This window comes from Massilia sp. 01N417 (genome assembly GCF_056399645.1).
On record NZ_JBFTRS010000008.1, the window covers coordinates 105,281 to 130,065 of the forward strand.

A 24,785-nucleotide genomic window follows, 5' to 3' on the forward strand; every position below is an offset into this window, starting at 1 on the left:
CATGCACGAGCAATTTGACTTAGCGAAGTTGATCTTCGGTCGGCTCAGCTGGGAAGCGATTCCCTACCACGAGCCGATCCTGATCGGTACCTTTATCGCGGTACTCCTGGGCGGCGCCGTCGTCCTGGGCGCGATCACCAAATTCAAGCTGTGGGGCTATCTCTGGAAAGAGTGGTTCACCAGTATCGACCACAAGAAGATCGGCATCATGTACATGATCCTCGGTCTGATCATGTTCCTGCGCGGCTTTGCCGACGCGCTGATGATGCGCGCCCAGCAGGCGTTCTCGTTCGGCGATTCGCACGGCTTCCTGCCGCCGCACCACTACGACCAGGTCTTCACCGCCCACGGCGTGATCATGATCTTCTTCGTGGCGATGCCGCTGGTGACGGGCCTGATGAACTACGTGGTGCCGCTGCAGATCGGCGCACGCGACGTGGCCTTCCCGTTCCTGAACAACTTCTCGTTCTGGATGACCACCATGGGCGCCGTGCTGGTGATGGCCTCGCTGTTCGTCGGCGAATTCGCGCGCACCGGCTGGCTGGCCTATCCGCCGCTGTCCGGCATCCTGGCCAGCCCGGACGTCGGGGTGGACTACTACATCTGGTCCTTGCAGATCGCGGGTGTGGGTACGCTGCTGTCCGGTATCAACCTGGTGGTCACCATCGTCAAGATGCGCGCCCCGGGCATGGAACTGATGAAGATGCCGGTGTTCACCTGGACCGCACTGTGCACCAACATCCTGATCGTGATGGCCTTCCCGATCCTGACCGCCACCCTGGCGATGCTGGGCCTGGACCGTCTGTTCGACACCCACTTCTTCACGAACGAACTGGGCGGCAACGCCATGATGTACGTGAACCTGATCTGGATCTGGGGCCACCCGGAGGTGTACATCCTGATCCTGCCGGCCTTCGGCATCTTCTCGGAAGTCGTCGCGACCTTCTGCAACAAGCGCCTGTTCGGCTACACCTCGATGGTGTACGCGACCTGCGTGATCATGGTCCTGTCCTACCTCGTGTGGCTGCACCACTTCTTCACGATGGGCTCGGGCGCGAGCGTGAACTCGTTCTTCGGCATCACCACGATGATCATCTCGATCCCGACCGGCGCCAAGCTGTTCAACTGGCTGTTCACCATGTACAAGGGCCGCATCCGCTATGAACTGCCGATGATGTGGACCGTGTCCTTCATGATCACCTTCACCATCGGCGGCATGACCGGCGTGATGCTGGCGGTCCCGCCGGCCGACTTCGTGCTGCACAACTCGCTGTTCCTGATCGCCCACTTCCACAACGTCATCATCGGCGGTGTGCTGTTCGGCCTGTTCGCCGGCGTGAACTACTGGTGGCCGAAGATGTTCGGCTACAAGCTGGACCGTACCTGGGGCGTGCGCTCCTTCTGGCTGTGGTCGATCGGCTTCTGGGTCGCCTTCACCCCGCCGTACATCCTGGGCTTCATGGGCATCACCCGCCGCGTGAGCCACTTCGACGATCCGTCGATCCACTGGCTGTTCCAGATCTCGCTGGCCGGTACCCTGATGATCGCGCTGGGCATCGCCTGCCTGCTGATGCAAGTCTTCGTGTCGGTCCGCGACCGCAAGAAGCTGCGCGACGTGACCGGCGACCCGTGGGATGGCCGTACCCTGGAATGGGCCACCTCGTCGCCGCCGCCGGCCTACAACTTCGCGTTCACCCCGGTCGTGCATGACAACGACACCTGGGCCGACATGAAGAAAGCCGGCTACAAGCGCCCGCTGAACGGCTTCGTGCCGATCCACATGCCGGCCAATACCTGGGCAGGTCCGGTGATCCCGATGATCACCTTCGTGCTCGGTTTCGGCATCATCTGGCACATGTGGCTGCTGGTGGCACTGTCGTTCGTCATGACGATCGCCGTGACCATCTACCACACGTTCAACTACAAGCGTGACTACTACATCCCCGCGGAAGAAGTGGCACGTACGGAAGAAGCCCATACCCGACTGCTGGAAGCCCATGTCTGACATTCATACCAACACCGTCAGCGCCACCGGCGCCGACATCAGCTCGCGCTACTACGTGCGCGAGCATCACCCGGAAAACGGCACCCTGCTCGGTTTCTGGATCTACCTGATGAGCGACTGCCTCATCTTCGCCTGCCTGTTCGCGACCTATGCCGTGCTGGGCCGCAACTACGCGGGCGGCCCGTCGGGCGCCGAGATCTTCGAGCTGCCGCTGGTGGCCGTCAACACGGCCTTCCTGCTGTTCTCGTCGATCACCTACGGCTTCGCGATGCTGGCCGCGCAGAAGAAGAACCTGGGCAAGACCCAGCTCTGGCTCGCCATCACCGGCGTGCTGGGCGCCTGCTTCCTGGGCCTGGAACTGTACGAGTTCTCGCACCTGATCCACGAAGGCTTCGGTCCGTGGCGCTCGGGCTTCCTGACCGCGTTCTTCTCGCTGGTCGGTACCCACGGCCTGCACGTGACCTTCGGTATCGTGTGGCTGGTCACGCTGATGTTCCAGCTCGGTAAGCACGGCATCACCGGTGCCAACTACCGCCGTCTCGCCTGCCTGTCGATGTTCTGGCACTTCCTGGACGTCGTCTGGATCGGCGTGTTCACCTTTGTCTACCTGATGGGAGTTCTGCCATGAGCGATCACCACACCCACGCTCACGGCCATGACGACCACGCGCACGGCCACGGCGTCGACCACCACGACCACATGGAAGCCCACGGCAGCCTGAAGGATTACTCGATCGGTTTCATCCTGTCGGTGATCCTGACCGCGATCCCGTTCTGGCTGGTGATGACCCACCAGCTGGCGCCAGGCACCACCAAGGCCGTGATCCTGGCCTTCGCCGGCGTCCAGCTGGTCGTGCACATGATCTACTTCCTGCACATGAACTCGAAGTCCGAGGGCGGCTGGAACATGATGGCGATGCTCCTCACCGTCATCCTGCTGTTCATCGTGCTGACCGGCTCGATCTGGGTCATGTACCACATGAACGCCAACATGATGCCGAACATGGGCAACGATGGCTCGGCCGTGCATGGCATGCACGATATGCAGTAACCGAGGCAGCAAGCAGTAGATGGAAGTAGACGATCAAGCAGCGGCGGCCGGTACCGCCCGGAAGGCCCCGCGCATCATCCTGGGAATACTGGCGCTGCTGCTGATCGTGCTGTTCGCAGGTCTGGGCACCTGGCAGGTCTACCGCCTGCAATGGAAACTGGACCTGATCGCCCGCGTGAACGCACGCGTGCACGCCGCCCCGGTCGCGCCGCCGCCAAGCGCGCGCTGGGAAGGCATCACCGCCGACTCCGACGAATACCGCCGGGTGCAGGTCGCCGGCACCTATCTCTACGAATACACGACCCCCGTCCAGGCGCTCACCGAGCAGGGCAGCGGCTACTGGCTGCTGACGCCCCTGTGCACCGCGGACGGCCACGTCATCCTCGTCAACCGCGGCTTCATTCCCAGCGAACCCGGTGCGCGCACCCGCTATGCGCCGCGCAAGTCCGAAGGCTATCCCTGCGCCACCAATTCCGGCGGCGCGGTCCAGCTGGTCGGCCTGCTGCGCATCAGCGAAAAGGGCGGCGCCTTCACCCGCACCAACGATGCCGCCGACAACCGCTGGTACTCGCGCGACGTGGCCCAGATCGCGGCCGCGCGCGGCCTTCCCAGTTCGCTTACGGCGCCGTTCTTCATCGACGCCGCCGCCGGCCAGAACCCGCCCGGCTCGCCCGACCGGCCGCAGGGTGGTCTCACGGTCGTCAGTTTCCACAACAGCCACCTGGTCTATGCCCTCACTTGGTATGCTCTGGCCTTGATGGTGGCGGGCGCATGGTGGTACACCACGCGCGGCGCCGGATCGCGAATGGCCAAGACCGGGAATGATGACGACGACCACTGAGGTACTGAAGAACACCGCCGCCGACGTCGAATACGTCGCCGGCCACAAGAACATGCTGCAGCTGATCGAGCTGCGCTGGATCGCCGTCATCGGCCAGATCACCACGATCGCGGGCGCGATCCTGATCTTCGACGTCAAGCTGCCGCTGGTGCAGATGCTCGAGGTGCTGGCCTGCCTGATCGCCTTCAACGTCGCCAGCCACCTGCGCTGGCACGAACACCGCCCCGTCACCAACAGCGAGCTGTTCCTGGCGCTGCTGGTCGACGTCGCCAGCCTGACCATGCAGCTCTACCTGTCGGGCGGCACCACCAACCCCTTCGCCTTCCTGTACCTGTTACAAGTGATTCTGTCGGCGGTGCTGCTGGAAGCCTGGTCGACCTGGACCATCGTCGGCATTACGCTGCTGTGCCTGGCCGGACTGTCGATCTTCGCCAAGCCGCTGGCGCTGCCCTTCGACCACGCGCGCGGCATCTCCAGCCTGTACGTGCAGGGCATGCTGATCTGCTTCGTGCTGAACGCCGCCCTGCTGGTGGTCTTCATCTCGCGCATCAGCAACACCCTGCGCGGCAAGGCGGCCCAGCTGGCGGCGCTGAACCAGCGCGCCGCCGAGGAAGAGCACATCGTGCGCATGGGCCTGCTGGCCTCGGGCGCGGCCCACGAACTCGGCACGCCGCTGGCGACCCTGTCGGTGATCCTCGGCGACTGGAAGCGCATGCGCGAATTCAAGTCGAATCCGGACCTGCTGGCCGAGATCGACGAGATGCAAACCCAGCTCAAGCGCTGCAAATCCATCGTCAGCGGGATATTATTGTCGGCGGGCGAGGCGCGCGGCGAATCGGCGATCCGCACCACGATCCGCGACTTCCTCGACGACCTGGTCGAGGACTGGCAGGACAGCCGCCCCGTGCGCGCCTTCGACTACGTGAACCGCATCGAACAGGACCTGCCGGTGGCCTTCGACGAGGCGCTCAAGCAGATGATCGACAATGTGCTCGACAACGCGCTGGAAGCCTCGCCCGACTGGGTGCAGCTGGAAGCCGAGGTCGAGAACGGCATCCTGGTGCTGTCGGTGCTGGACCGGGGACCGGGCTTCACGCCGGCCATGCTGGTCAACTACGGCAAGCCCTATCATTCCACCAAGGGCCGGCCGGGCGGCGGCCTGGGGCTGTTCCTGGTGGTGAACGTGGCGCGCACCCTGGGCGGCACGGTGGATGTGGCGAACCGGCCCGAGGGCGGGGCGAGAGTCACGCTGACCCTGCCATTGAAGGCGATCGCCCTCGCCAACGAGTGAAGACGACAAGAACCCGAACATGTCCAGTATCGAAGAACTTGAAGAGATCGACGAGATCGAAGACCGCCTGCTGCTGATCATCGAGGACGATGACGCCTTCGCGCGCACCCTCGGCCGCTCCTTCGAGCGGCGCGGCTACCGGGTACTGCACGCGCCGGGCCTGGAGGAGGCCGAGGCGCTGCTGAAGGAGCACAGCCCCGGCTACGCCGTGGTCGACCTGAAACTGAAGGGCAACAGCTCCGGCCTGGCCTGCGTGCAGATGCTGCATGCCCACGACGAGGAGATGCTGATCGTGGTCCTGACCGGCTTCGCCAGCATCGGCACCGCGGTCGAGGCGATCAAGCTGGGCGCCTCGCAGTACCTGGCCAAGCCGTCCAACACCGACGACATCGAAGCCGCCTTCGGCCACGTGGCCGGGAATACGGAGCTGGAGCTGACCAAGCGCTCGACCTCGATCAAGACCCTGGAATGGGAGCACATTCACGCGGTGCTGGCGGAGACCGATTTCAATATCTCCGAGGCGGCGCGGCGGCTGGGGATGCACCGGCGGACATTGGCGCGCAAGCTGGAGAAGCAGCGGGTCAAGTAATCTTCATCGTCGTCCCCGCGAAGGCGGGGACCCAAGTTCTGCTCGAGCCGCCGATACGCGGGCAAACTTGGATTCCCGCCTTCGCGGGAATGACGGGGTGCGTGCGGGAATGACGGGGTGCGTGCGCTAACGACGGCAACTAGGCGCTGACGGCAGCATCAGACGTTCAACACCACCTGTCGTCGGTATCAGGCCTGGCGGATCCGCGCCAGCTCCGGCCGCGCGATGCGCAGGTAGTCGCCGGCGTCGAGGACCATCGAGGCATCCAGGCGGCCGGCGTTGAAGGCGATCTCGCGATAGCGTTCGAACAGCTCGGGATCCGCCACCAGCTGCAGCTCGGGGTGGAAGGAGAAGGGCGGAATCGCGCCCAGCACGCAGCCGGTCAGCGCGGCGATCTCCCTGGGGCTCATCAGGCTGGCGCGCCTGGCGCCGAAGCGGGCGGCAAGGGCGGCCAGGTCCAGCTGGCGGTCGGCGGCCAGCACCGCCAGCACCTGCCTGGCGGGCGCACCCGGACTCTGCAGCTTGCAGGCCATCGCCTTGGCGCCCTGGCCTACCTCGGTGCCGCGGATGCGGGCGACTTCTTCGGACTTGCCGGCGGCAGGGTGTTCGATGACCCGGTAGCTGGCCGAGCCGGCGTCGAGCAGCTCGACCAGTCTGAGAAAGACGGGCGTGGGGCCGACGCCGGGCGGAGTCGATAATTCAGTCATGCGGAGGTTCCTCGCAGGAGTGGTTCGGAGGGGATGAGCGGATCGAGTTCAAGTTCGAGTGCGAGCGCGAGTTCGCGATGGGAGTCGACCACGCGCCAGGCGCCATCGAAGGGATAGCCGGCCAGCAGCGCGCTGCGCAGGACGATGCAGCGCAGGCCGGCGGCACGGGCGGCGGCGAGGCCACGCGGCGAATCCTCGACCGCGATGCAGTCCCCGGCGCGCAGCCCCAGCTTGTCCAGCGCATGCAGGTAGGCGTCCGGATGCGGCTTGGGCCGCTGGCCGTCCGTGCGCGCGACGATGTGGTCGATGTGCTCGAGGGCCTTGCCGGCGCGGTGGGCCAGCTCGACATGCTCGGCGAACGAGGCGGTCACGATGCACATCGACACGCGCGGCGCCAGGCGCGCCAGCATCGTGTCGACGCCGTCGAAGCACAGGCCCGGCGCGTCCGACAGCAGCTGCGCATAGCAGTCGTCGCGCGCCGTGCGGACTTCCGCGATCCGTGCGTCGTCGTAGCCGCGTGCGCGCAGCACGTGCCAGGCGCCGTGGTTCTGTTCGAGGTACCAGGCCACGTATTGCGCATGCGTGAGGGCCAGGCCGTGGCTCTCGAGGACGCGGCGGTTCGCTTCGAAGAACAGGCGCTCGGTGTCGCACAGGACGCCGTCGTTGTCCCACAGGATAGCCTTGATCATTGCTTGTTGATGTCGTTGTAGGCGGTGGCGCGCGAGATGCCCAGGTGGGCGGCGGCGATCTCCATCGCGCGCCGGACCTCGAGGAAGCCGCCGGCCTTCAGCTCGCGCATCAGCGCGCGGCGCTCGCCGGCCTTGAGCAGTTGCGGCGACGAAGCCAGGCCGGCCGCGTACTGGTCGATGCGGCGGCGGATCGCCTCGGCGTTGGCCGGATCGAGCGATTCCTGCAGCGGCGAGGCATCGGTGGCGGTGAACTGCTCGAGCGCGCTGCGCATCGAGCGGAACAAGGTCAGGTCGACGTTCAGGCAGAGGGCGGCCACGTAGCGGCCATCGGCGTCCCGGATGCCGATCGAGGTGCTCTTGGCCGGACGGCCGTCGGCGAACTGGTTGGCGTAGTTCGCCACGATCTGCGGATAGTCCGGGTCGGCGATGCGCGCCAGGCCCAGCTCCGTGGCGGGATCGCTGGTGGCGCGGCCGGACAGGTTGTTGTGGATCGCGAGCACGGCGTGCCGGGGGGCGCGCAGGTCGTGCACGACCACTTCGCAGAAGGGCGCGAAGGTCTGGGCGAGGCCGGCGGCGATCTGCTCGACCTGCTCGATCAGCGAGGCCTGGGCCGCGGATGGGGTGGACATCTCAGGCACGGTCCGGGCCGTTCAGATAGTTGTCCTTGACACGCACGTAGTGCTCGGCCGAATAGCGCAGGTAGGCGATCTCGGCCTCGGTCAGGGCGCGGACCTTGACGGCCGGTCGTCCTATATACAGGAATCCACTTTCCAGTATTTTGTTCGGCGACACCAGGCTGCCGGCGCCGATCATCACGCGGTCCTGCACCACGACGTCGTCCATCACGATGCTGCCCATGCCGACCAGGCATTCGTTGCCGATCCGGCAGCCGTGCAGGATCACCGAGTGGCCCACGGTAACGTAGTCGCCGATGACGAGGGGCGAGCCCACCGGCTTCATGGTCGACCGGTGCGACACATGGCCCATCGCGAAGTCCTGGATATTGCTGCAGCGGCCGATCACGATGTCGTTGACGTCGCCGCGCAGCACCGTGTTGCACCACACCGAGGAATCCGCGCCGAGGCGGACATGGCCGATCACCTGGGCGGATGGGTGCACGTAGACGCGCTCGTCGAGGGTGGGGGCGGCGTCGAGGTAGTTCGAAAGTGGCATGTCCGCGCTCTTTGGAATGAATGTCTAAGTCCAGACATTTTGCCAATTTCGGACTGATACCGCAAGCCAAAACGAAAAACGGCGGACCGAAGTCCGCCGTCTCGCCAGCTGCTTCCAGCAAGCCTTACCAGGTATAAGCCACCTTGCCGTAGAAGAAGCGGCCATTGAAGCCGTTCGGCGCCCACACGCTGTAGGGCTGGGTGCCGTTCACGTTCAGGTTGCCCGCCGAGGTGACTTGCGCCGGGTAGCGGTTGGTCAGGTTGTCGATACCCAGGGTGACGCGCCAGTTGCTGGCCACGCGCACCGAAGCCGAGACGTCCAGCACCCATTGCGGATCGTAGGTCTGGTCCAGCGCCACATTGTTTTGCGGGACGGTGAATTTTCCGTAACGCGTCACGTTGGCGTGGCCGCTCCATTGGCCGCGGGTGTAGTCGCCGGCCAGGGTCAGCTTGTCCTTCGGCGAACCGACGGTCAGGCGATTCACGGTTTGGCGGTCGGCCAGCACCAGGTTGGCGTTGGCCAGCACGGCCGGGGTGGCGGCCACGTGACGGACTTCGTTGTCGTTGTGGTTGTAGGCCAGGGTGAAGTCGGCGCGCGCACCCTGGGCCAGGTTCATGCGGTAGGTGCTGACCAGGTCCACGCCCTTGGTGCGGGTGTCGACGGCGTTGGTGAAGTAGCGCGCCGCGCCGACGAAGATGCCGCGGTTCTGCAGCGCCGTGTTGAGGCCGGCGGCCGCGGCGCTCGAGAGCTGCAGGTTCGACGAGAAGATGATGCGGTCGTCGATGTCGATGCGGTAGAGGTCGACGGTGGTGGTCCAGTTGCGGATCGGCTGCCACTGGGCGCCGAAGCTCAGGTTGCGGGCGCGCTCGGGCTTCAGGGGCTGGGCGCCGAGGGCCTGGGCGGCGGCGCTGTTGACCGGGAAGGTGCCGGTTTCGATCGGCGTGTTCTGGCCGTTGATCACCAGGAAGTTGGTGGTGGTGATCGTGTAGTACTCCTGGGCCAGCGAAGGTGCGCGGAAGCCGTTCGAGACCGTGCCGCGCAGCGCGAACTGCGGCGTGAAGGCATAGCGCGCCGAGGCCTTGCCCGAGGTCGTGTTGCCGAAGTCGCTGTAGCGCTCGTGGCGCACGGCCAGGGAGCCGGACAGTTTCTTGGTGATGTCGCCTTCCAGGTTCAGGTAGAGCGACTGGTTGTTGCGGCTGTTCTTGCCGGCGTTTTCGGGACGGAAGCCCGAGAAGCCCTGGGCGCCGCCGCCGAAGTAGGAATTCGGCTCGCCGGCGCCGATCTCATACGATTCGTAGCGGGCCTCCGCGCCCAGCGCCACGGTCAGCGGACCGGCCATCCAGGACGCCGGAATGTCGCGCGCCACGTCCAGGTTGAACAGTTCCTGGGTCGAGGTCAGCTTGCCGGCGTAGAAGCTGGTCTGCGAAGGGTTCGGGAAGCCGGCGCTCAGGTTGGTGGTGTTGTCGACGTCCAGGCTGAAGCGGTTGCGGCCATAGTTCAGGCTCGCATCCCAGCGCCAGCCGGCCAGTTCGCCGCGCAGGCCGGTCACCACCGAGGAATCGGTCGACTTGCTGTCTTCCAGCGGCAGGAAGCCTTGCGGGTAGAGGGCCGAGCGGAGATGCGGATTGGCCGGGTCGAATGGCGTGGTATAGGCGGTGCGCCAGGTGGCGGCCGACGAGGTCTTGCGCTCGCCGTAGTTGGCGAAGGCATACCAGTCGATGTCGTCGCTGATGGCGTACTGGCTGTTGACGAACAGGGTGCGCGGACGGCTGTCCGGGTCGCCGTAGCGCTGGGTGATGGTGCCCTGGCGCGGGCCGGCCTCGGGGCGCGGATCGGCGGAGGCGCGGTTGGTCGGGTTGCGGTTGGCGGCTTCCAGCGCCACGCGCACCCAGCCCTTGTCCCCCAGCTTGAAGCCGGTCGAGCCGCGCACGGTGGTCTGTTCGCCGTCGCCCTTGTCGTATTCGCCGTACTGAATCTCGGCGTCGCCGCCGTCGGCACCCTTCTTGAGGATGATGTTGACCACGCCGGCGATGGCGTCCGAACCGTATTGCGCGGCGGCGCCGTCGCGCAGCACTTCGATGTGGTCGATCGCGGCCAGCGGGATCGCGTTCAGGTCGACCGGGGCCGAGCCGCGGCCCAGGGTGCCGTTGACGTTGACTACGGCCGAGGTATGGCGGCGCTTGCCGTTCACCAGCACGAGGGTCTGGTCCGGCGACAAGCCGCGCAGCTGGGCCGGACGCACGGCGTCGCTGGCGTCGGCGCCGGTCGGGTGGGGGAAGTTCATCGATGGCAGCAGGCGCGACAGCACGGTGGCGAGTTCGCTCGAACCGGTGCTCAGCAATTCCTTGCTGCCGATGACGTCGACCGGCGATTCGGTCTCGAGGGTGCGGCGGTTCAGCGAGCGGGTGCCGGTGACGACCACGGCTTGCATCTGGCCGCCGGCATCGGCGGCGGCAGTGTTGTTCGCGGCGGCGCCGCTCTGGGCGCGGGCGGCGGGGATGGCGGAGGCGACCAGGCTCAGGGCGAGCAGGGCGCGCGCGGGATTCGAACGGGAATATTTGACGCTCATGTTCTTCTCATTAATGTTGCACAGCACAAAGGCTGAGAGGGTGGGGAGCTTAACAGGCTGGAAATTGGCTGACCAATAATGATTCGGATTATGCTTATACCCGGAATGGATAAGCGCCAGATTGCATTAAGAAAACTTATGCATGGCGGGTATGGTAAATTGTCAATTTTTCGTTTACGAATCGCCCATGTCCTATCAACGCTTTTCCCTGGCTGTCCTCAGCGCGGCCATCCTGGCCGGCTGCGCCGGCATGCAGCCGGCCGGCGACCGCCTGGAGTCCGCCTACGTGATCGTCGGCGTTGACGGCGCCGCGAGCGCGCGTGCCATCACCACGGCGGCCAGCTGTCCGTTCATCGACATCGATGGCAAGTCGGCGCTGATGGCGGTGCGCTCGCCGCTGTCGCCGATCCCGCTGCGGCCACAGGCCGGCGAGGCGAAGGACCGCCCGCTGGCCGTATCGTCGCCGGTGCAGAGCTGCGAGGCACCGCTGCCGGCGGGTGCGCGCAGCGTGCTGGTGGCCGGCCGCGCGCTGCCGCTGCCGGTGCCGGAGCCGAAGCGCATCGTGGTGATCGGCGACACCGGCTGCCGCCTGAAGGGCAGGGAATTCCAGGACTGTAACGATCCCGAGGCCTTTCCCTTCGCGCGTGTCGCGGCCAGCGCGGCCGCCTGGAAGCCGGACCTGGTGATCCACGTCGGCGATTTCCATTACCGCGAAGACCCGTGCCCCGCCGACCGTCCGGGCTGCGCCGGCAGTCCCTTCGGCTACGGCTGGGATGCCTGGAATGCCGACTTCTTCGCCCCCGCGAAGACGCTGCTGAACGCGGCGCCATGGGTGGTCGCGCGCGGCAACCACGAGAACTGCGTGCGCGGCGGCCAGGGCTGGTGGCGCTTCCTCGATCCGCGTCCGCTGCGCCCGGAATCCAGCTGCGACGACCCGGCCATGGACGCGAACGGCGACTACTCCGATCCCTACACGGTGCCGCTCGGCGGCGACGCCCAGCTGCTGGTGTTCGACAGCGCGAATACGAGTTATAAAGGGTTCGCGGCGGGGGATCCCCGCCGCGAACGCTACGCCGACACCTACCGCAAGCTGGAGGCGCTGTCGTCGAAAGCCCGCCACACCATCGCGGTCGACCACCACCCGCTGTACGGATTCGGCGCCATCGAGGACAAGAAGACCGGCGCGATCAGCCTGTTCGGCGGCGACGCCGGCCTGATCCAGGCCTTCGGCGCCATCCAGCCGCGCCTGCTGCCGGCGAATGTCGACGTCCTGTTGTCGGGCCACGTCCACCTGTGGGAGCAGGTCAGCTTCTCCTCCGACCATCCGACCCAGTTCGTCAGCGGCTTCGCCGGCACCGCCGAGGACATCGTGCCGCTGCCGGCCAGGGTTGCGCCGGGCACCACGCCGGCCCCGGGTGCGATCGTCGACTCCATGAGCTCCTGGATCGACGGCTTCGGCTTCATGACCATGGAAAGGACCGGCCCTGACCGTTGGGCGGTGGTGGTCCACGACCGCGACGGCAAGGAACGCAATACCTGCACCGTCGAAGGGCGCCGTTCGCACTGTGCGCTGCCGCAGGTGCCGCGCATGGGGCAACACTGATCAGTTGCCGGAAGGCAAGATATATTTGCTCAAATGTGATTGCCTGCAATACATAATTTATGTCACAATTGGAGTGTGAGCGGGGCGGTCGACACTGTCGGCCTGTCTTCGTGATCAGCGATGAGGATACTTTGTATCTGTTCAGCTCCCGGCCGGCCCGGGAGCCTTTTTTCCCTGGTTACCCCGCTCCACCCGTACCGATGGAGGAGGGTATATGAACGAGTTGATTTCCGCCGCCGCCCAATTGGCCTGGCCCCTGGCCCTGGTGGTGTCCTGGATGGCGGGCGAACTGGCTCACCGCTGGACCGGCATCCCCCGCATCAGCATCTACGGCCTGGCCGGTTTCCTTGCCGGTAACCTGGCACACCAGGTACAAGGTCCGATCGACCATTCCCCCTATCTGCTGTTCGCCAGCCTGGCGTTCGGCCTGGTGCTGTTCGAACTCGGCTACCGCATCAACCTGCGCTGGCTGCGCGCCAACCCCTGGATCCTGGCGACTTCGTTGCTCGAATCCGGCCTGACCTTCATTGCCGTCTACCTGGCCTCGACCTGGTTCGGCGCGCCGCCGATCAGCTGCGGCCTGCTGGGCGCGCTGGCGATGGCGACCTCGCCGGCCGGCCTGGTGCGGGTGCTGAACGAGCAGGGCGCCGGCGGCCAGGTCAGCGAGCGCGCCATGCACCTGGCGGCCCTGAACTGCGTGGCCGCCGTGTTCGTGTTCAACCTCATCGTCGGCGTCAAGGTGTTCCAGACCTCGGGCGACCTGCTGCACGCGGCCGGCTCCAGCCTGCTGGTGCTGGCGGTATCCGGCCTGCTGGGCGCGATCGCCGGTACCCTGGTGCCGCTGTGGCTGCGCAGCGTCGGCGGCAAGGATGCCACGCTCACGTTCGCGCTGGCGGTGCTGCTGGTGGTGGCCGCCACCCACGTGCTGAAACTGTCGCCGGTGCTGGCCGCGCTGTGCTTCGGCCTCGCCGCCCGCCACCGCCGCAGCGCCCTCGGCGTCACCCAGCGCAATTTCGGCGCCCTCGGCGACATCCTGTCCGTGCTGCTGTTCGTGTTCGCGGCGTCGACCCTGACCTGGGAGAATGCCAGGGAGGGCATGGTGCTCGGCCTGCTGGTGGTGCTGGTGAGGATGGTGGTCAAGGTGGGCGTCTGCGCCGCGCTGGCCCGTCCGTCCGGGATTTCGGTGCGCAAGGGCGCGCTGTCCGGCCTGGCGCTGGCGCCGGTGGCGGTGTTCACCGTGCTGATGATCGAGCAGACCCGGCGCCTGGGCGTCGAGTTCAACTACAGCCTGGCGCCGCTGACGGCGATGGCCCTGGTGCTGCAGGTGTTCGGTCCCATCATCACCCAGCGCGCGCTGGTCTGGGCCGACGAAGCCCATCAACACAAGGAGGTTTGAATGACCTTGGGACCCTTCGCTACCTCGGAATCCCTGACCATGGGGGTGGAGCTCGAGCTCCAGCTGGTCAGCCTGTCCGACTTCGACCTGGTGCCGGCCTCGCCGGACATGCTGGACCTGCTGGCGCGCGCGCCTTTCCCGGGCAACGTCACGCCCGAGATCACGCAGAGCATGATCGAGATTAACAGCAGCGTCCACAGCGGCCACGCCGGCCTGGTGGCCCAGCTGCGCGAGATCCGCGACACCCTGCTGGCGGCCGGCGACCGCCTCAACGTCGGCGTCTGCGGCGGCGGCACCCATGCCTTCCAGCAGTGGTCGGACCGGCGCATCTTCTCGAAGCCGCGTTTCCAGGAAGTGTCGCAACTGTACGGCTACCTGGCCAAGCAGTTCACGGTGTTCGGCCAGCACGTGCACATCGGCTGCCGCTCCGGCGACGAAGCCATGTACCTGCTGCACGCGCTGAACCGCTACGTGCCGCACTTCATTGCGCTGTCCGGCTCCTCGCCCTTCCTGCAGGGCGCCGACACCAGCTTCCAGTCCGCGCGCCTGAACTCGGTGTTCGCCTTCCCGCTGTCGGGCAGGGCGCCGTTCCTGCTGAGCTGGAACGCCTTCGCCGAGGACTATTTCGAGCGCATGGCCGGCACCGGCATCGTGAAGAGCATGAAGGATTTCTACTGGGACCTGCGGCCCAAGCCCGAGTACGGCACCATCGAGCTGCGCGTCTGCGATACGCCGCTGTCGGTCGAGCGCGCCGCCGCGCTGGCCTGCTACCTGCAGGCGCTGTGCCGCTACCTGCTGGCCGGCAACGAGCCGGCGCCGCGCGAAGACGACTACCTGGTCTACAACTACAACCGCTTCCAGGCCTGCCGGTTCGGCCTCGACGGCACCCTGGTGCATCCGCAGCGGCATGAACAGATGGTGCTGCGCGACGACATCCTGGCGACCCTGAAGCGGCTGGAGCCGGATTTCGAGGCCCTGGGCTCGACCGCCGCGCTGGCCCAGCTGCGCCGCGACATCGAGATGGGCAGCGATGCCGACTACCTGCGCCGGGCCTGGCGCGAAGGCGGCAGCCGCGAAGCCGTGGTCGACGCCGCGCTGGAGCGCTTCCGCCGGCCGCAGCCGGCGCTGGTCTGATGCGGCGTTAAAGCTGCTGGGACAGCGGGACTTTGGCGCTGGCTTCGTCGGCCTCGAGCATGGCGATCAGCTTGCCGAGGTCGGCTTCGAGCCGGCCGAGGGTGGCCGGGTCCAGGCTGGACAGGGCGTCGGGCAGCACGCCGGCAAAGGGCAGGGGAGCGCTGTTCAGCACCGCCTCGCCGTCCTGTGCGATGCGCAGGGCGACGCTGCGGCGGTCCATGCCTTCGCGCGCCGCCGTGACCAGGCCGCGCTCGGTCAGGCTCTTGATCAGGTTGCTGGCGGTCGACTGGTGGATGTCGAGCTCGCGCGACAGCTCGGTGACGCCGATGCCGGGGCGGCGCTGGATGACGGACAGCGCCCACAGCTGGGCGCCGCCGACGCCGGCTTCGCGCTCCACCTGCCGGAAGTGGGTTTTGACCGAGTTGAAGACGACACGGAACTGCCGCAGCACGCGGGTCGCGGGTGCGGGATCGCTGGGGCCGGCCGCTTCGGCCGTAGTTGAAGAAGAGGACATGGGCGAATGATAACGGAAAATTCACGAACAGAGCCAGCGCCTTATCGCGGCGCTACAACCCGATGAGGCCGCCACGCAGCATGCGCGAGGCGCTGCGCCAGGAGCTGGCCGACTGGCGCCTGTGGTGGGCGCGCACCGTGGTGGTGGGGGCCGCCGTGGCCGCCGGCCTGACCGTGGTCGGCTTCACCTGGCTGGCCGAAACCGCCAGCCATTATTTCGGCGCCATGCGGGCGCTGGCCTGGTGGTCGCCGCTGCTGGCCGCGCCGGCCTGCGCGGCCGCCGTGGTGTGGCTCACGCGCCGCTTCGCGCCGGGTGCGGCCGGTTCCGGGATCCCGCAAGTCATGGTAACCCTCGAAAAGGAAGTCGGCGAGGGCGAGCGCGGTCTTTTCGTGTCGCTGCGACTGAGCGTGGCGAAGATCCTGCTGACTTCCGCCGGCCTGCTGGGCGGGCTGTCGCTGGGCCGCGAAGGGCCGTCGGTGCAGATCGCCGCCGGCATCATGCTGCAGGCGCGGCGCCTGATGGGCTCGGCCGCCCCGATCGGCATCCATGGCCTGCTGGTGGCCGGCGGCGCGGCCGGCATCGCGGCCGCCTTCAAWACGCCGCTGGGCGGGGTGATGTTCGCGATCGAGGAGCTGGCGCGGGCGCCGGAACGCCGCAGCAGCGGCTTGATCATCGCCGCCATCGTGCTGGCCGGCCTGGTGGCGGTGTCGGCCCACGGCAACGGCACCTATTTCGGCGTGATCCACGCGGCCGCGCCCGGCCTCGGGCTGCTCCTGCCCGGCCTGCTGCTGGCGGTGCTGGCCGGGATTGCCGGCGGCCTGTTCTCGCGCCTGATGATCGCTTCGCTGTCGGGACAGTCGACGGACTGGTTCAGCCGCCAGCGGGCGCGCCGTCCGGTGCTGTTCGCCGCCGGCTGCGGGCTGGCGGTGGCCGTGATCGGCGTCGTCACCGCCGGCGCCGCCTTCGGTTCCGGCTACGGTTCGACCCGCACCATGGTCGAGGGAACGGCGGCGATGCCGCAAGCCTACGCCCTGTTCAAGTTCCTGGCGACCTGGATCACGAGCTGGTCGGGCGTGCCGGCGGGCATCTTTGCGCCTTCGCTGGCGATCGGCGCCGCCCTTGGCAACGACGTCGCCCTGCTGCTGTACGGCACCCAGGCCCCGGCCCTGATCGCGCTCGGCATGGTCGGCTTCCTGTCCGCCGCCACCCAGGCCCCGCTGACCGCCTTCATCATCGTGATGGAGATGGTCGACGGCCACGCGATGGTGCTCAGCCTGATGGCCTGCGCCCTGGTGTCCTTCGTGGTGGCGCGCGCGATCAGCCCGCCGCTGTACGCGACCCTGGCCGGTTTCCAGCTGGCGCGGATCCCGCTGGCGCCGGGCGAACAGCCGCGCAGCCTGGAACACCACTGAGCGCATTCGCCGGCCGAATCCGGCGTGTGCGCGCCCGCATCCCTGCTACCATGAACCATGTCGTCATGGATCGCACGCATCGGCCGCGTCCGCCCGCGGCCACCCGACATCGCCGCCGTCCTGACTCTGCTGGGCGGCGTGGCGATCGCTATCGCCCTCGCCGGCGGACTGCATGAGGCCGAACGCGAGCGTGCCCATGCCGAGTTCCTGCAGCGCGCCGAAACCCATTACGCCGCCGTCGCCAACAGTTTCGGCGACGTGCTGGTCGTGCTGCAGGCCACCAATGCCTTGTTCGAATCGGTGGGCGAGGTCGGCCGCGACCAGTTCGGCGCCTTCATCCGTCCGCTACTGCGCAGCCATACCTACCTGGACGCGGTGGCCTTCCACCGCGTGGTCGGCGATGGCCAGCGGGCGCAGTACGAAGCCGAGCAGGCCCGGCGCCAGCCCGGCTTCCGCATCCTCGAGCGCGGTCCGGCCGGGCTCACCACGGCCGGGGTGCGTTCGCGCTACCTGGTGGCCGAGTACGTCGAACCGCTGAACCGCTACGAGGATGCGCTCGGCTACGACAGCCTGTCGACCGCGCCGCGCGCCCGCGCCTTCGACGACGCCGTGGACAGCGGCCAGCCGACCGCCAGCGCCCTGGTGCCGCTGCTGCGCGACCGCGGCCGCCTGGGCGTGGCCCTGGTGATGCCGGTGTACCGCGGCGGCGCAATGCCTCCCAGCATCGGCGGGCGGCGCGCCAGCGTCATCGGCGACACCGCGGTGATCGTCGACGTCGCCGCCCTGGTCGGCGGCGCACTGCGCGAGGCCAACCTGCTGGGGCGCGCCGGCATGGCGGTCGAGCTGGACGGAATGGGCATGCGCGGCATGCGCACCGCCTTCCGCTGGGACCGGCTGGGACGGCGCGCCGTGCCGGCCTGGCACGGCTGGCTGGGCGAAGAGATCTTTACGGTGCGCCACCCCTTCGAGCTCGCCGGCCAGCGCTGGGAGCTGCGCCTGTCCGGGCGCTCGACCGACATGCTCGGCGGCGCCGCCCCGGTGACGGTGCTGGTGCTGGGCTGCCTGCTGAGCGCCGTGCTGGCGGCCTGGGTGCGCGGCCGCTTCCGCCGCGCCGGGCGGATCGAGGCCCTGGTGGTGAGCCGCACCGCCGACCTCGAAAACGCACTCGGCCAGATGCACCTCTACCTGCGGGCGATCGAGGCCAGCGCGAATGCCATCATCCTGGTGAATGCGACGCCGCCGGATTACCGGGTCGAGTACGTGAACCCGGCGTTTACCCGCATGCGCGGCTACAGCGCCGCCGAGGCGGTCGGGCAGCGCCTGTTCGATGCCGCCGAGGCCGAGCCGGACCAGAGCGCCGTGGCCGAGCTGCTGAACGCGATGCGCGAGCGCCGCGAAGCCCACGCCACCATGCGCCTGCGCTGCAAGGACGGGCGCGAACTGTACGCCGACGTGTATATCGCGCCGGTTTGGGAGGGCGGCGCCGAGCCTGGCCACTTCGTCATCACCCAGTACGACGTCAGCACCGCCAAGCGCTACGAGGCCGAGCTGGAGGTGAGGGCGCGCTACGACACCCTGACCGGCCTGGCCAACCGGGTGCTGCTGCAGGACCGCATCGAGGCGGCGATCGCGCTGGCCGGGCGCGACGCCGCCGTGTGGGTGGCGGCGCTCGACCTCGATCACTTCAAGTACGTCAACGACACCCTCGGCCACGGCGCCGGCGACGAGATGCTGAAGGTGGCGGCGGCGCGCCTGCAGAAGGCGGTCGGGCGCGCCGACACCGTGGCGCGCACCGGCGGCGACGAGTTCGTGCTGGTGCTGCCCGGCCGCGCCGACGAGAGCGAGGCCGCGGCCACCATGCACGCCGTGCTGCAGGCCTTGGCCGAACCGCTGCGCCTGCACGGCCAGGAGCTGGTGATGACCGGCAGTGCCGGGCTGGCGGCCTGGCCGGCCGACGGCCACGACGCCGCCTCCCTGGTCCAGCATGCCGAGGTGGCGATGTACCGCGCCAAGGACCTCGGCCGCAACGCGGTGCAGTTCTACACCCCGGCCATGAATGCGCGGGCCCGCGAACGGATGGCCCTCGAGGGCGCCCTGCGCAGCGCCCTGCACCAGGGAGAATTCGAGCTCTACTACCAGCCCCAGGTCGACCTCGAGACCGGCTGGGTGGTCGGGCTCGAGGCCCTGATCCGCTGGCGCCACCCGAGCCTGGGCATGGTGCGGCCGGACCGTTTCATCCACCTGGCCGAGGAGACCGGCCTGATCGTGCCGATCGGCGCCTGGGTGCTGCGCACCGCCTGCCGCCAGAGCCGCGCCTGGCAGCATGCCGGCTACGGCCCGCTGCGCATCGCCGTCAACCTGTCGGCGCGCCAGTTCGCCCAGCCCAGCCTGGTGCGCGACATCGCCCGGGTGCTGGAGGAGACCGGCCTGTCGCCGCACTGCCTGGAGATCGAACTCACCGAGAGCCTGGTGATGGAAGACGTCGAAGGCGCGATCCGGACCATGGGCGAGATCAAGTCGATGGGCGTCAAGCTCTCCATCGACGACTTCGGCACCGGCTACTCGAGCCTGTCCTACCTGCGCCGCTTTCCGGTGGACGTGCTGAAGATCGACCGCTCCTTCGTGCGCGACATCACCAGCAGCGAGGACGACGCCGCCATGGTGGCGGCCATTATCGAGCTGGCGCGCGGCCTGCGCATGCGGGTGATCGCCGAAGGCGTCGAGACCGAGGCCCAGCTCGACTACCTGAAGCGGCGCGGCTGCGACGAAGTGCAGGGCCATGTGTATGCCCGCGCCGTGTCGGGTGAAACCGTCGAGGCCATGTTGAAGGCGGGACGGCGGGTCGAGCCGCACGACGCGACGGTCTAAGGTGTGCGCTATGCGGCGTGCCGCACCGTCGTCGAGGCCGCCCTCGGGTATACTTGCGGCGGTCATCAGAGAAGTTTCAGGAACACCACGTGGACGATCATAACAATAACGAAGAGCAGCAGAAGCAGGAACCGATGGGCTACCCGGGCCCGGAGCGGCGCCGGGCAGGGGCCGCCGCGGCGCGCGCTCGCGCCCGTTACGCGCAGGTGAAGGCCGGCCTGATGGCGCGCCCGCCGCTGCAGCGCTGGCTGCTGATCGGGCTGTGGTCGGGATTGGCCATGACCGTGGTGTTCGCCATCTATGTGGCGCTGCTGTTTCCGCTGACGCCCGGCATCGAGGACGTCAGGCAGGCGCGCGTGGCCCAGCCCACCGTGGTGCTGTCGAGCGACGGCCGCGAACTGGCCAGCTTCGAGCAGGGCCTGCAGGAAAAGGTGAAGCTGTCGCAGATCTCGCCGAACGTCATCACCGCCCTGATCGCCACCGAAGACCACCGCTTCTACGAACACCACGGCGTCGACTTCACCCGCATCGGCGGCGCCGTGCTGGCCAACCTGAAGGGCGACGCACAGGGCGGCTCCACCATCACCCAGCAGCTGGCGCGCAATATGTTCCCCGACGAGATCGGCAGCAAGCGCAACCTGAACCGCAAGCTGAAGGAACTGATCACCGCCTTCAAGATCGAGAACACCTACAGCAAGACCGAGATCCTGGAAGCCTATCTGAACACGGTGCCCTTCCTGTACAACACCTACGGCATCGAGATGGCGTCCCGTACCTATTTCGACAAGCCGGCCGCGCAACTGAGCGAAACCGAGGCCGCGACCCTGGTCGGCATGCTGAAGGGGACCGCCTACTACAATCCGGTGACCAATCCGGAACGCTCGAAGGCGCGCCGCAACGTGGTGCTGGCGCAGATGATGAAGGCCGGCGCCTTCGACGAGAAGCGCTACGAGCAGCTGGCGAAACGCCCGCTGAAGGTGCGCTTCACCCGTCAGCAGGAGCGCAGCGGCAAGGACGACCACTTTACCGCCTACGTGCGCCGCTGGCTGGTCGAGTGGGCCGACAAGAACGACGTCAACCTGCAGCAGGACGGCCTGGTGGTGCAGACCACCCTCGACTACGACCTGCAGCAGGCAGCCCAGCGCGCGGTCGAGCGCCAGGCCGATGCCCTGCAGGCGATCGCCGACGTCGACTGGGCGCATGCCTGGCCGATCAACTCGACCTCGACCCAGACCTATGCCGAGATGCGCGGAAACGTCACGCCCTTCGACTATTTCTGGCAGTCGCACGGCGAGCTGCTGGACGCCTTCGTGCGCGAGACCGGCGAGTACAAGCATGCGGTGGACGGCGGCGAAGCGCCGGCCGCGGCCCTCAAGCGCCTGAAGGGTGACCGCGACTTCATGCGCCAGCTGAAGAACGCCAAGTCGCGCCTCGAAGCCGGCTTCGTCGCCATGGACCCGACCACCGGCGAGGTCAAGGCCTGGGTCGGCAGCCGCAACTTCCAGCGCGAGCAGTTCGACCACGTCAACCAGGCGACCCGCCAGCCGGGTTCCACCTTCAAGCCCATCGTCTACGCGGCCGCGCTGGAACGCGGCATCACGCCCGACCATCCCTACCTGGACGCGGTGACCACGATCCGCGGCCCCAACGGCTTCACCTGGCGCCCGACCGACAACAGCGGCACCACCGGCCGCCGCCTGACCATGCGCGACGGCCTGGTGTTCTCGAAAAACACCATCACGGCCCAGGTGATGCAGGATGTCGGCGTGGCGCCGATCGTCAAGCTGGCCCAGGACATGGGCGTGCGCGGCAGCAAGCTGCAGGCGGTGCCTTCGATCGCCCTCGGCACCAGCCCGGTGACCCTGCTGGAAATGGTCAGCGCCTATTCCACCATTGCCGCCCAGGGCGAATACCGGCGTCCGGTGTTCGTGCGGCGGATCACCGACCGCGACGGCAAGCTGATCGCCGACTTCGCCACCCAGACCCCGCAGCGGGTGCTGTCCCAGGCCTCGAGCGAAACCCTGATCGACATGATGCGCGGTGTGATCAACCGCGGTACCGGCACCGCGGTGCGCAACCGCTTCGGCATCCTGGGGGACGTCGCCGGCAAGACCGGTACCACCCAGAACAATGCCGACGGCTGGTTCATCATGATGCACCCGAACCTGGTGGCCGGCGCCTGGGTGGGATTCAACGACAACCGCGTGACGATGCGCTCGAACTACTGGGGCCAGGGCGGCCACAGCGCGATCCTGCTGGTGGGCGACTTCTTCAAGTCCGCCCTCGACAGCGGCAAGCTGGCGGCCGACGCCCAGTTCCCGGGCTACCGCAAGCCGGAGCCGGTGGTGCGCCACGCCGAGCCGGAGGAAGACATGGAAGAGGGCGGCGACATGCAGGAAGACGGCCCGCCGGCCGACCTGCCGAAGCCGCCGGAATCGCCGGAGCCGCCGGCGGAACCGCGGCAGGATGTGGGGAACCGGTTCCCGAACGACGCCTGATATTGCCGGCGTCACGCGAACCTCCGCGTGGGCGGAGGACCGCCCACCCTACAGGATCGGGGTCCCGCCCGTCACCGCAATCCTCGCCCCCGACACATAACTGGCCTCGTTCGACGCCAGCATCACATACACCGGCGCCAGCTCGGCCGGCTGGCCGGCCCGCTTCATCGGCGTCTGCTGGCCGAAGCTGGCCACTTCCTCCGGCGGCATGGTCGACGGGATCAGCGGCGTCCAGATCGGTCCCGGTGCCACCGAATTCACGCGGATGCCCTTGTCCGCCAGCAGCTGGGCCAGGCCGGCCGTGAAGTTCGCGATCGCGCCCTTGGTGGTCGCGTAGGCCAGCAGGGTCGGTTTCGGCTTGTCCGAGTTGATCGAGGTGGTGTTGATGATCGAGGCGCCGGGCTGCATGTGTTTCACCGCCGCCTTGCAGATGTAGAACATCGCGTCGATGTTGACGGCGAAGGTGTGGCGCCATTCCTCGTCGGGGATGTCCTCGATGTCTTCGTGGGTCATCTGGAAGGCGGCGTTATTCACCAGCACGTCGATGCGGCCGAATTCCTGGACGGCGCGGTCGACGAGGGCGCGGCAATGCGCGGGATCGGCGATGTCGCCCGGCACCAGCACCGCCTTGCGCCCGGCTTCCTGCACCAGGCGCCCGGTCTCCTTCGCATCCTCGTGCTCGTCCAGGTAGGAAATCAGCACGTCGGCGCCCTCGCGCGCGAAGGCCAGGGCGACGGCGCGGCCGATGCCGCTGTCGGCGCCGGTGATCAGGGCTTTCTTGTCGGCCAGGCGGCCGTGGCCGACGTAGCTGGACTCGCCGTGGTCGGCCTTGGGCGTGAGCAGGGCCTCGCTGCCGGGCGGCTGCTGCATCGGTGTGTGCTTCTGCGCCTCCTGCCGGCGCTCTTGCTGGTTTTGCGACATCTCGGCCTCCATCGGAATCGTGGCCTGCGATGCTACGCCGTTCCGAAACGCGGCGTCGCCGGTTTCGGGCCCGTGGCGTCGTTCACCAGCAGCTCGCGGGCGCGCGGCGCGGTCGAGATGCCGAGCTCGCGGCACATCTGCATCGCTTCCAGCAACACCTGCTGCTGGGTCTTGAGGAAGAGGCTGAAATCGGCGTCCGACAGGTTGTAGACGATGTCGTACTCGATGAAATTCTGGTCCAGCACCGTCAGGCTGACGTGGTCGAGCTTTACCTTGTCCTTGCCTTCGATGATGGACGACAGCTTCGGCGGGACCTTGGCCGCCAGCTCGGGCGGGGTGGACGGGTTGATGCGCAGCGTGAACTGCACGCGCCGCGTGTTCATGCGCTTGAAGTTGTGGACCACCTTGCGCAGCAGCTCGGCGTTGGCGATCACGATCTGTTCGCCGGACAGCGCGCGGATGCGGGTGGTCTTCAGGCCGACGTGTTCGACCGTGCCCGAGAATTCCGGCACCGAGACGAAGTCGCCGACCTCGAAGGGCTTGTCGACCGCGATCGACAGCGAGGCGAACAGGTCGCCGAGGATGTTCTGCACCGCCAGCGCCACCGCCACGCCGCCGATGCCGAGGCTGGCCACGAAGGTGGTGACGTTGATGCCGAGGTTGGACAGCATGGCCAGCAGGAACACGGTCCAGACGCTCCACTGCAGCGCCCAGATCATCAGGGTGTGCGCCACCGTGACCTGCTCGTTTTCCTTGTTCTTGCCGTGGATGCGGAAGTAGCGCCGCGCCGTCACGCCGATCGCGCGGTGCAGCCATACGGCGAGCTGGGCGCCGAGGGTGATGAACCACAGGTGGCCGATGCGCTGGTCCCAGGGCGGCGGCAGGTCGAGTACCGAGGCGCCGATCAGGATCGAGGTCGCCAGGATCGCCACATTGCTGGTGCGCGCCAGCGTGTGCTGGAGGACGTCGACGATGGGCCGCTGGGCGGCTTCGCCGGAGAGCTGGTCGAGGCGGCGCCGGAACAGCACCACCGCGGCGTGGATGAGGATGAAACTGACGACCGCCGCGGCGATGGCGAAGGCGGCGTTGGTCCAGCTGATGTCGAGGGATGTGAAATAGCCGCGGATGTCCATTGGGCTCCTTTCAAGGTGGGGCGGGGAATGCGCGCCGAGGGGGCGCGGGAAAGGCGGCCTGCCGGGGCAGGCGGGCGCCGGCCGCCGGCGCCCGGGGATGCTGCGGGTTCAGTGCCTGCTCAGTACCTGCTCAGTGCCTGCTCAGTACCTGCTCAGTGCCTGCTCAGTGCCTGCTCAGTGCCTGCTCAGTGCCTGGTACGCAGGTGCTCGCGTACGGCTTCGGCGCTGTTGCCTGCCTGCTTCACGGCCTGCTCCAGTTCTTCCTGGGTCACGCCGAGGGCCTTGGTCCAGTACTGGACCTCGTGCTTCTCGTGCAGGTTGATGCGGGCGCGGTCCTGCTGGCCGCGGTTCTGCAGATTGTCGGACATGGTGGCCTCCTTTTCATCGTCGAC

21 protein-coding genes are annotated in these 24,785 nt (G+C 67.5%); 12 read left to right on the top strand and 9 right to left on the bottom strand.

From position 1 onward, the window contains the following. The first annotated feature begins 1 nt into the window (after position 1). Genes cyoB through AC1DOQ_RS11085 form a run of 6 tightly spaced genes read left to right on the top strand, consistent with a single transcriptional unit; the run spans position 2 to position 5,776 of the window. The gene (cyoB, locus tag AC1DOQ_RS11060; protein ID WP_477363300.1) at positions 2-2,005 is read left to right on the top strand and encodes a cytochrome o ubiquinol oxidase subunit I; all 2,004 of its coding nucleotides are present in this window, start codon (positions 2-4) and stop codon (positions 2,003-2,005) included. Next, a complete protein-coding gene (gene cyoC, locus AC1DOQ_RS11065) occupies positions 1,998-2,633 on the top strand; it encodes a cytochrome o ubiquinol oxidase subunit III (protein WP_477363303.1) in 636 nt (211 codons plus the stop codon). The genes cyoB and cyoC overlap by 8 nt, the downstream gene beginning before the upstream one ends. Beyond that, entirely contained in the window at positions 2,630-3,055 is a 426-nt protein-coding gene (gene cyoD / locus AC1DOQ_RS11070; RefSeq protein WP_477363306.1) for a cytochrome o ubiquinol oxidase subunit IV, read from the top strand. The genes cyoC and cyoD overlap by 4 nt, the downstream gene beginning before the upstream one ends. A gap of 19 nt (positions 3,056-3,074) precedes the next feature. Beyond that, on the top strand, positions 3,075-3,896 hold the full coding sequence (locus tag AC1DOQ_RS11075; protein WP_477363309.1) for an SURF1 family protein: 822 nt from the start codon (positions 3,075-3,077) through the stop codon (positions 3,894-3,896). Next, the gene (locus AC1DOQ_RS11080) at positions 3,880-5,187 is read left to right on the top strand and encodes an ATP-binding protein (RefSeq protein WP_477363313.1); all 1,308 of its coding nucleotides are present in this window, start codon (positions 3,880-3,882) and stop codon (positions 5,185-5,187) included. The genes AC1DOQ_RS11075 and AC1DOQ_RS11080 overlap by 17 nt, the downstream gene beginning before the upstream one ends. 19 nt (positions 5,188-5,206) lie before the next feature. Then, positions 5,207-5,776, top strand: coding sequence for a response regulator transcription factor (locus AC1DOQ_RS11085; RefSeq protein WP_477363315.1), 570 nt, complete (start codon positions 5,207-5,209; stop codon positions 5,774-5,776). A 188-nt stretch (positions 5,777-5,964) separates the two neighbouring features. On the opposite strand, the gene AC1DOQ_RS11090 is transcribed toward AC1DOQ_RS11085, so the two are convergent. The 5 genes from AC1DOQ_RS11090 to AC1DOQ_RS11110 form a co-directional block, all read right to left on the bottom strand. Further along, positions 5,965-6,483: a YbaK/prolyl-tRNA synthetase associated domain-containing protein gene (locus tag AC1DOQ_RS11090; protein ID WP_477363318.1), complete on the bottom strand. Its 519-nt coding sequence runs from the start codon at positions 6,481-6,483 to the stop codon at positions 5,965-5,967. Further along, positions 6,480-7,172, bottom strand: a complete 693-nt coding sequence (locus AC1DOQ_RS11095; protein ID WP_477363322.1) for an HAD family hydrolase — start codon at positions 7,170-7,172, stop codon at positions 6,480-6,482. Before AC1DOQ_RS11095 ends, AC1DOQ_RS11090 begins: the two co-directional genes overlap by 4 nt. Further along, positions 7,169-7,801, bottom strand: coding sequence for a helix-turn-helix transcriptional regulator (locus AC1DOQ_RS11100; protein ID WP_477363325.1), 633 nt, complete (start codon positions 7,799-7,801; stop codon positions 7,169-7,171). Before AC1DOQ_RS11100 ends, AC1DOQ_RS11095 begins: the two co-directional genes overlap by 4 nt. Position 7,802: 1 nt before the next feature. Further along, positions 7,803-8,345 (bottom strand): gamma carbonic anhydrase family protein, encoded by a 543-nt coding sequence (locus tag AC1DOQ_RS11105; RefSeq protein WP_477363328.1) that lies wholly within the window; start codon positions 8,343-8,345, stop codon positions 7,803-7,805. 124 nt (positions 8,346-8,469) lie between these two features. Next, on the bottom strand, positions 8,470-10,914 hold the full coding sequence (locus AC1DOQ_RS11110; protein ID WP_477363331.1) for a TonB-dependent receptor plug domain-containing protein: 2,445 nt from the start codon (positions 10,912-10,914) through the stop codon (positions 8,470-8,472). 187 nt (positions 10,915-11,101) lie between these two features. On the opposite strand from AC1DOQ_RS11110, the gene AC1DOQ_RS11115 reads away from it, so the two are divergent. From AC1DOQ_RS11115 to AC1DOQ_RS11125, 3 genes are all read left to right on the top strand, one after another. Then, positions 11,102-12,517 (top strand): metallophosphoesterase family protein, encoded by a 1,416-nt coding sequence (locus AC1DOQ_RS11115; protein WP_477363334.1) that lies wholly within the window; start codon positions 11,102-11,104, stop codon positions 12,515-12,517. 214 nt (positions 12,518-12,731) lie between these two features. Continuing rightward, positions 12,732-13,913, top strand: a complete 1,182-nt coding sequence (locus AC1DOQ_RS11120; protein ID WP_477363337.1) for a cation:proton antiporter — start codon at positions 12,732-12,734, stop codon at positions 13,911-13,913. After that, a complete protein-coding gene (locus AC1DOQ_RS11125; RefSeq protein ID WP_477363340.1) occupies positions 13,914-15,047 on the top strand; it encodes a YbdK family carboxylate-amine ligase in 1,134 nt (377 codons plus the stop codon). 7 nt (positions 15,048-15,054) lie between these two features. On the opposite strand, the gene AC1DOQ_RS11130 is transcribed toward AC1DOQ_RS11125, so the two are convergent. Next, positions 15,055-15,561: a MarR family winged helix-turn-helix transcriptional regulator gene (locus AC1DOQ_RS11130; RefSeq protein WP_477363343.1), complete on the bottom strand. Its 507-nt coding sequence runs from the start codon at positions 15,559-15,561 to the stop codon at positions 15,055-15,057. A gap of 62 nt (positions 15,562-15,623) precedes the next feature. On the opposite strand from AC1DOQ_RS11130, the gene AC1DOQ_RS11135 reads away from it, so the two are divergent. The 3 genes from AC1DOQ_RS11135 (at position 15,624) to AC1DOQ_RS11145 (ending at position 22,339) form a co-directional block, all read left to right on the top strand. Continuing rightward, entirely contained in the window at positions 15,624-16,973 is a 1,350-nt protein-coding gene (locus tag AC1DOQ_RS11135) for a chloride channel protein (RefSeq protein WP_477363346.1), read from the top strand. Between the two features lie 57 nt (positions 16,974-17,030). Next, positions 17,031-19,841 (top strand): bifunctional diguanylate cyclase/phosphodiesterase, encoded by a 2,811-nt coding sequence (locus AC1DOQ_RS11140; protein WP_477363350.1) that lies wholly within the window; start codon positions 17,031-17,033, stop codon positions 19,839-19,841. 89 nt (positions 19,842-19,930) lie between these two features. After that, positions 19,931-22,339: a penicillin-binding protein 1A gene (locus AC1DOQ_RS11145; protein WP_477363353.1), complete on the top strand. Its 2,409-nt coding sequence runs from the start codon at positions 19,931-19,933 to the stop codon at positions 22,337-22,339. A gap of 48 nt (positions 22,340-22,387) precedes the next feature. Here AC1DOQ_RS11145 and AC1DOQ_RS11150 read toward each other — a convergent pair whose 3' ends face one another. The 3 genes from AC1DOQ_RS11150 to AC1DOQ_RS11160 all read right to left on the bottom strand — a co-directional run bounded on the left by AC1DOQ_RS11150 (position 22,388) and on the right by AC1DOQ_RS11160 (position 24,761). Continuing rightward, on the bottom strand, positions 22,388-23,260 hold the full coding sequence (locus AC1DOQ_RS11150) for an SDR family oxidoreductase (protein ID WP_477363356.1): 873 nt from the start codon (positions 23,258-23,260) through the stop codon (positions 22,388-22,390). A 32-nt stretch (positions 23,261-23,292) separates the two neighbouring features. Beyond that, positions 23,293-24,393: a mechanosensitive ion channel family protein gene (locus AC1DOQ_RS11155; RefSeq protein ID WP_477363359.1), complete on the bottom strand. Its 1,101-nt coding sequence runs from the start codon at positions 24,391-24,393 to the stop codon at positions 23,293-23,295. Positions 24,394-24,578: 185 nt separating this feature from the next. Next, positions 24,579-24,761: a DUF3606 domain-containing protein gene (locus AC1DOQ_RS11160; protein ID WP_477363361.1), complete on the bottom strand. Its 183-nt coding sequence runs from the start codon at positions 24,759-24,761 to the stop codon at positions 24,579-24,581. Positions 24,762-24,785: the final 24 nt, after the last annotated feature.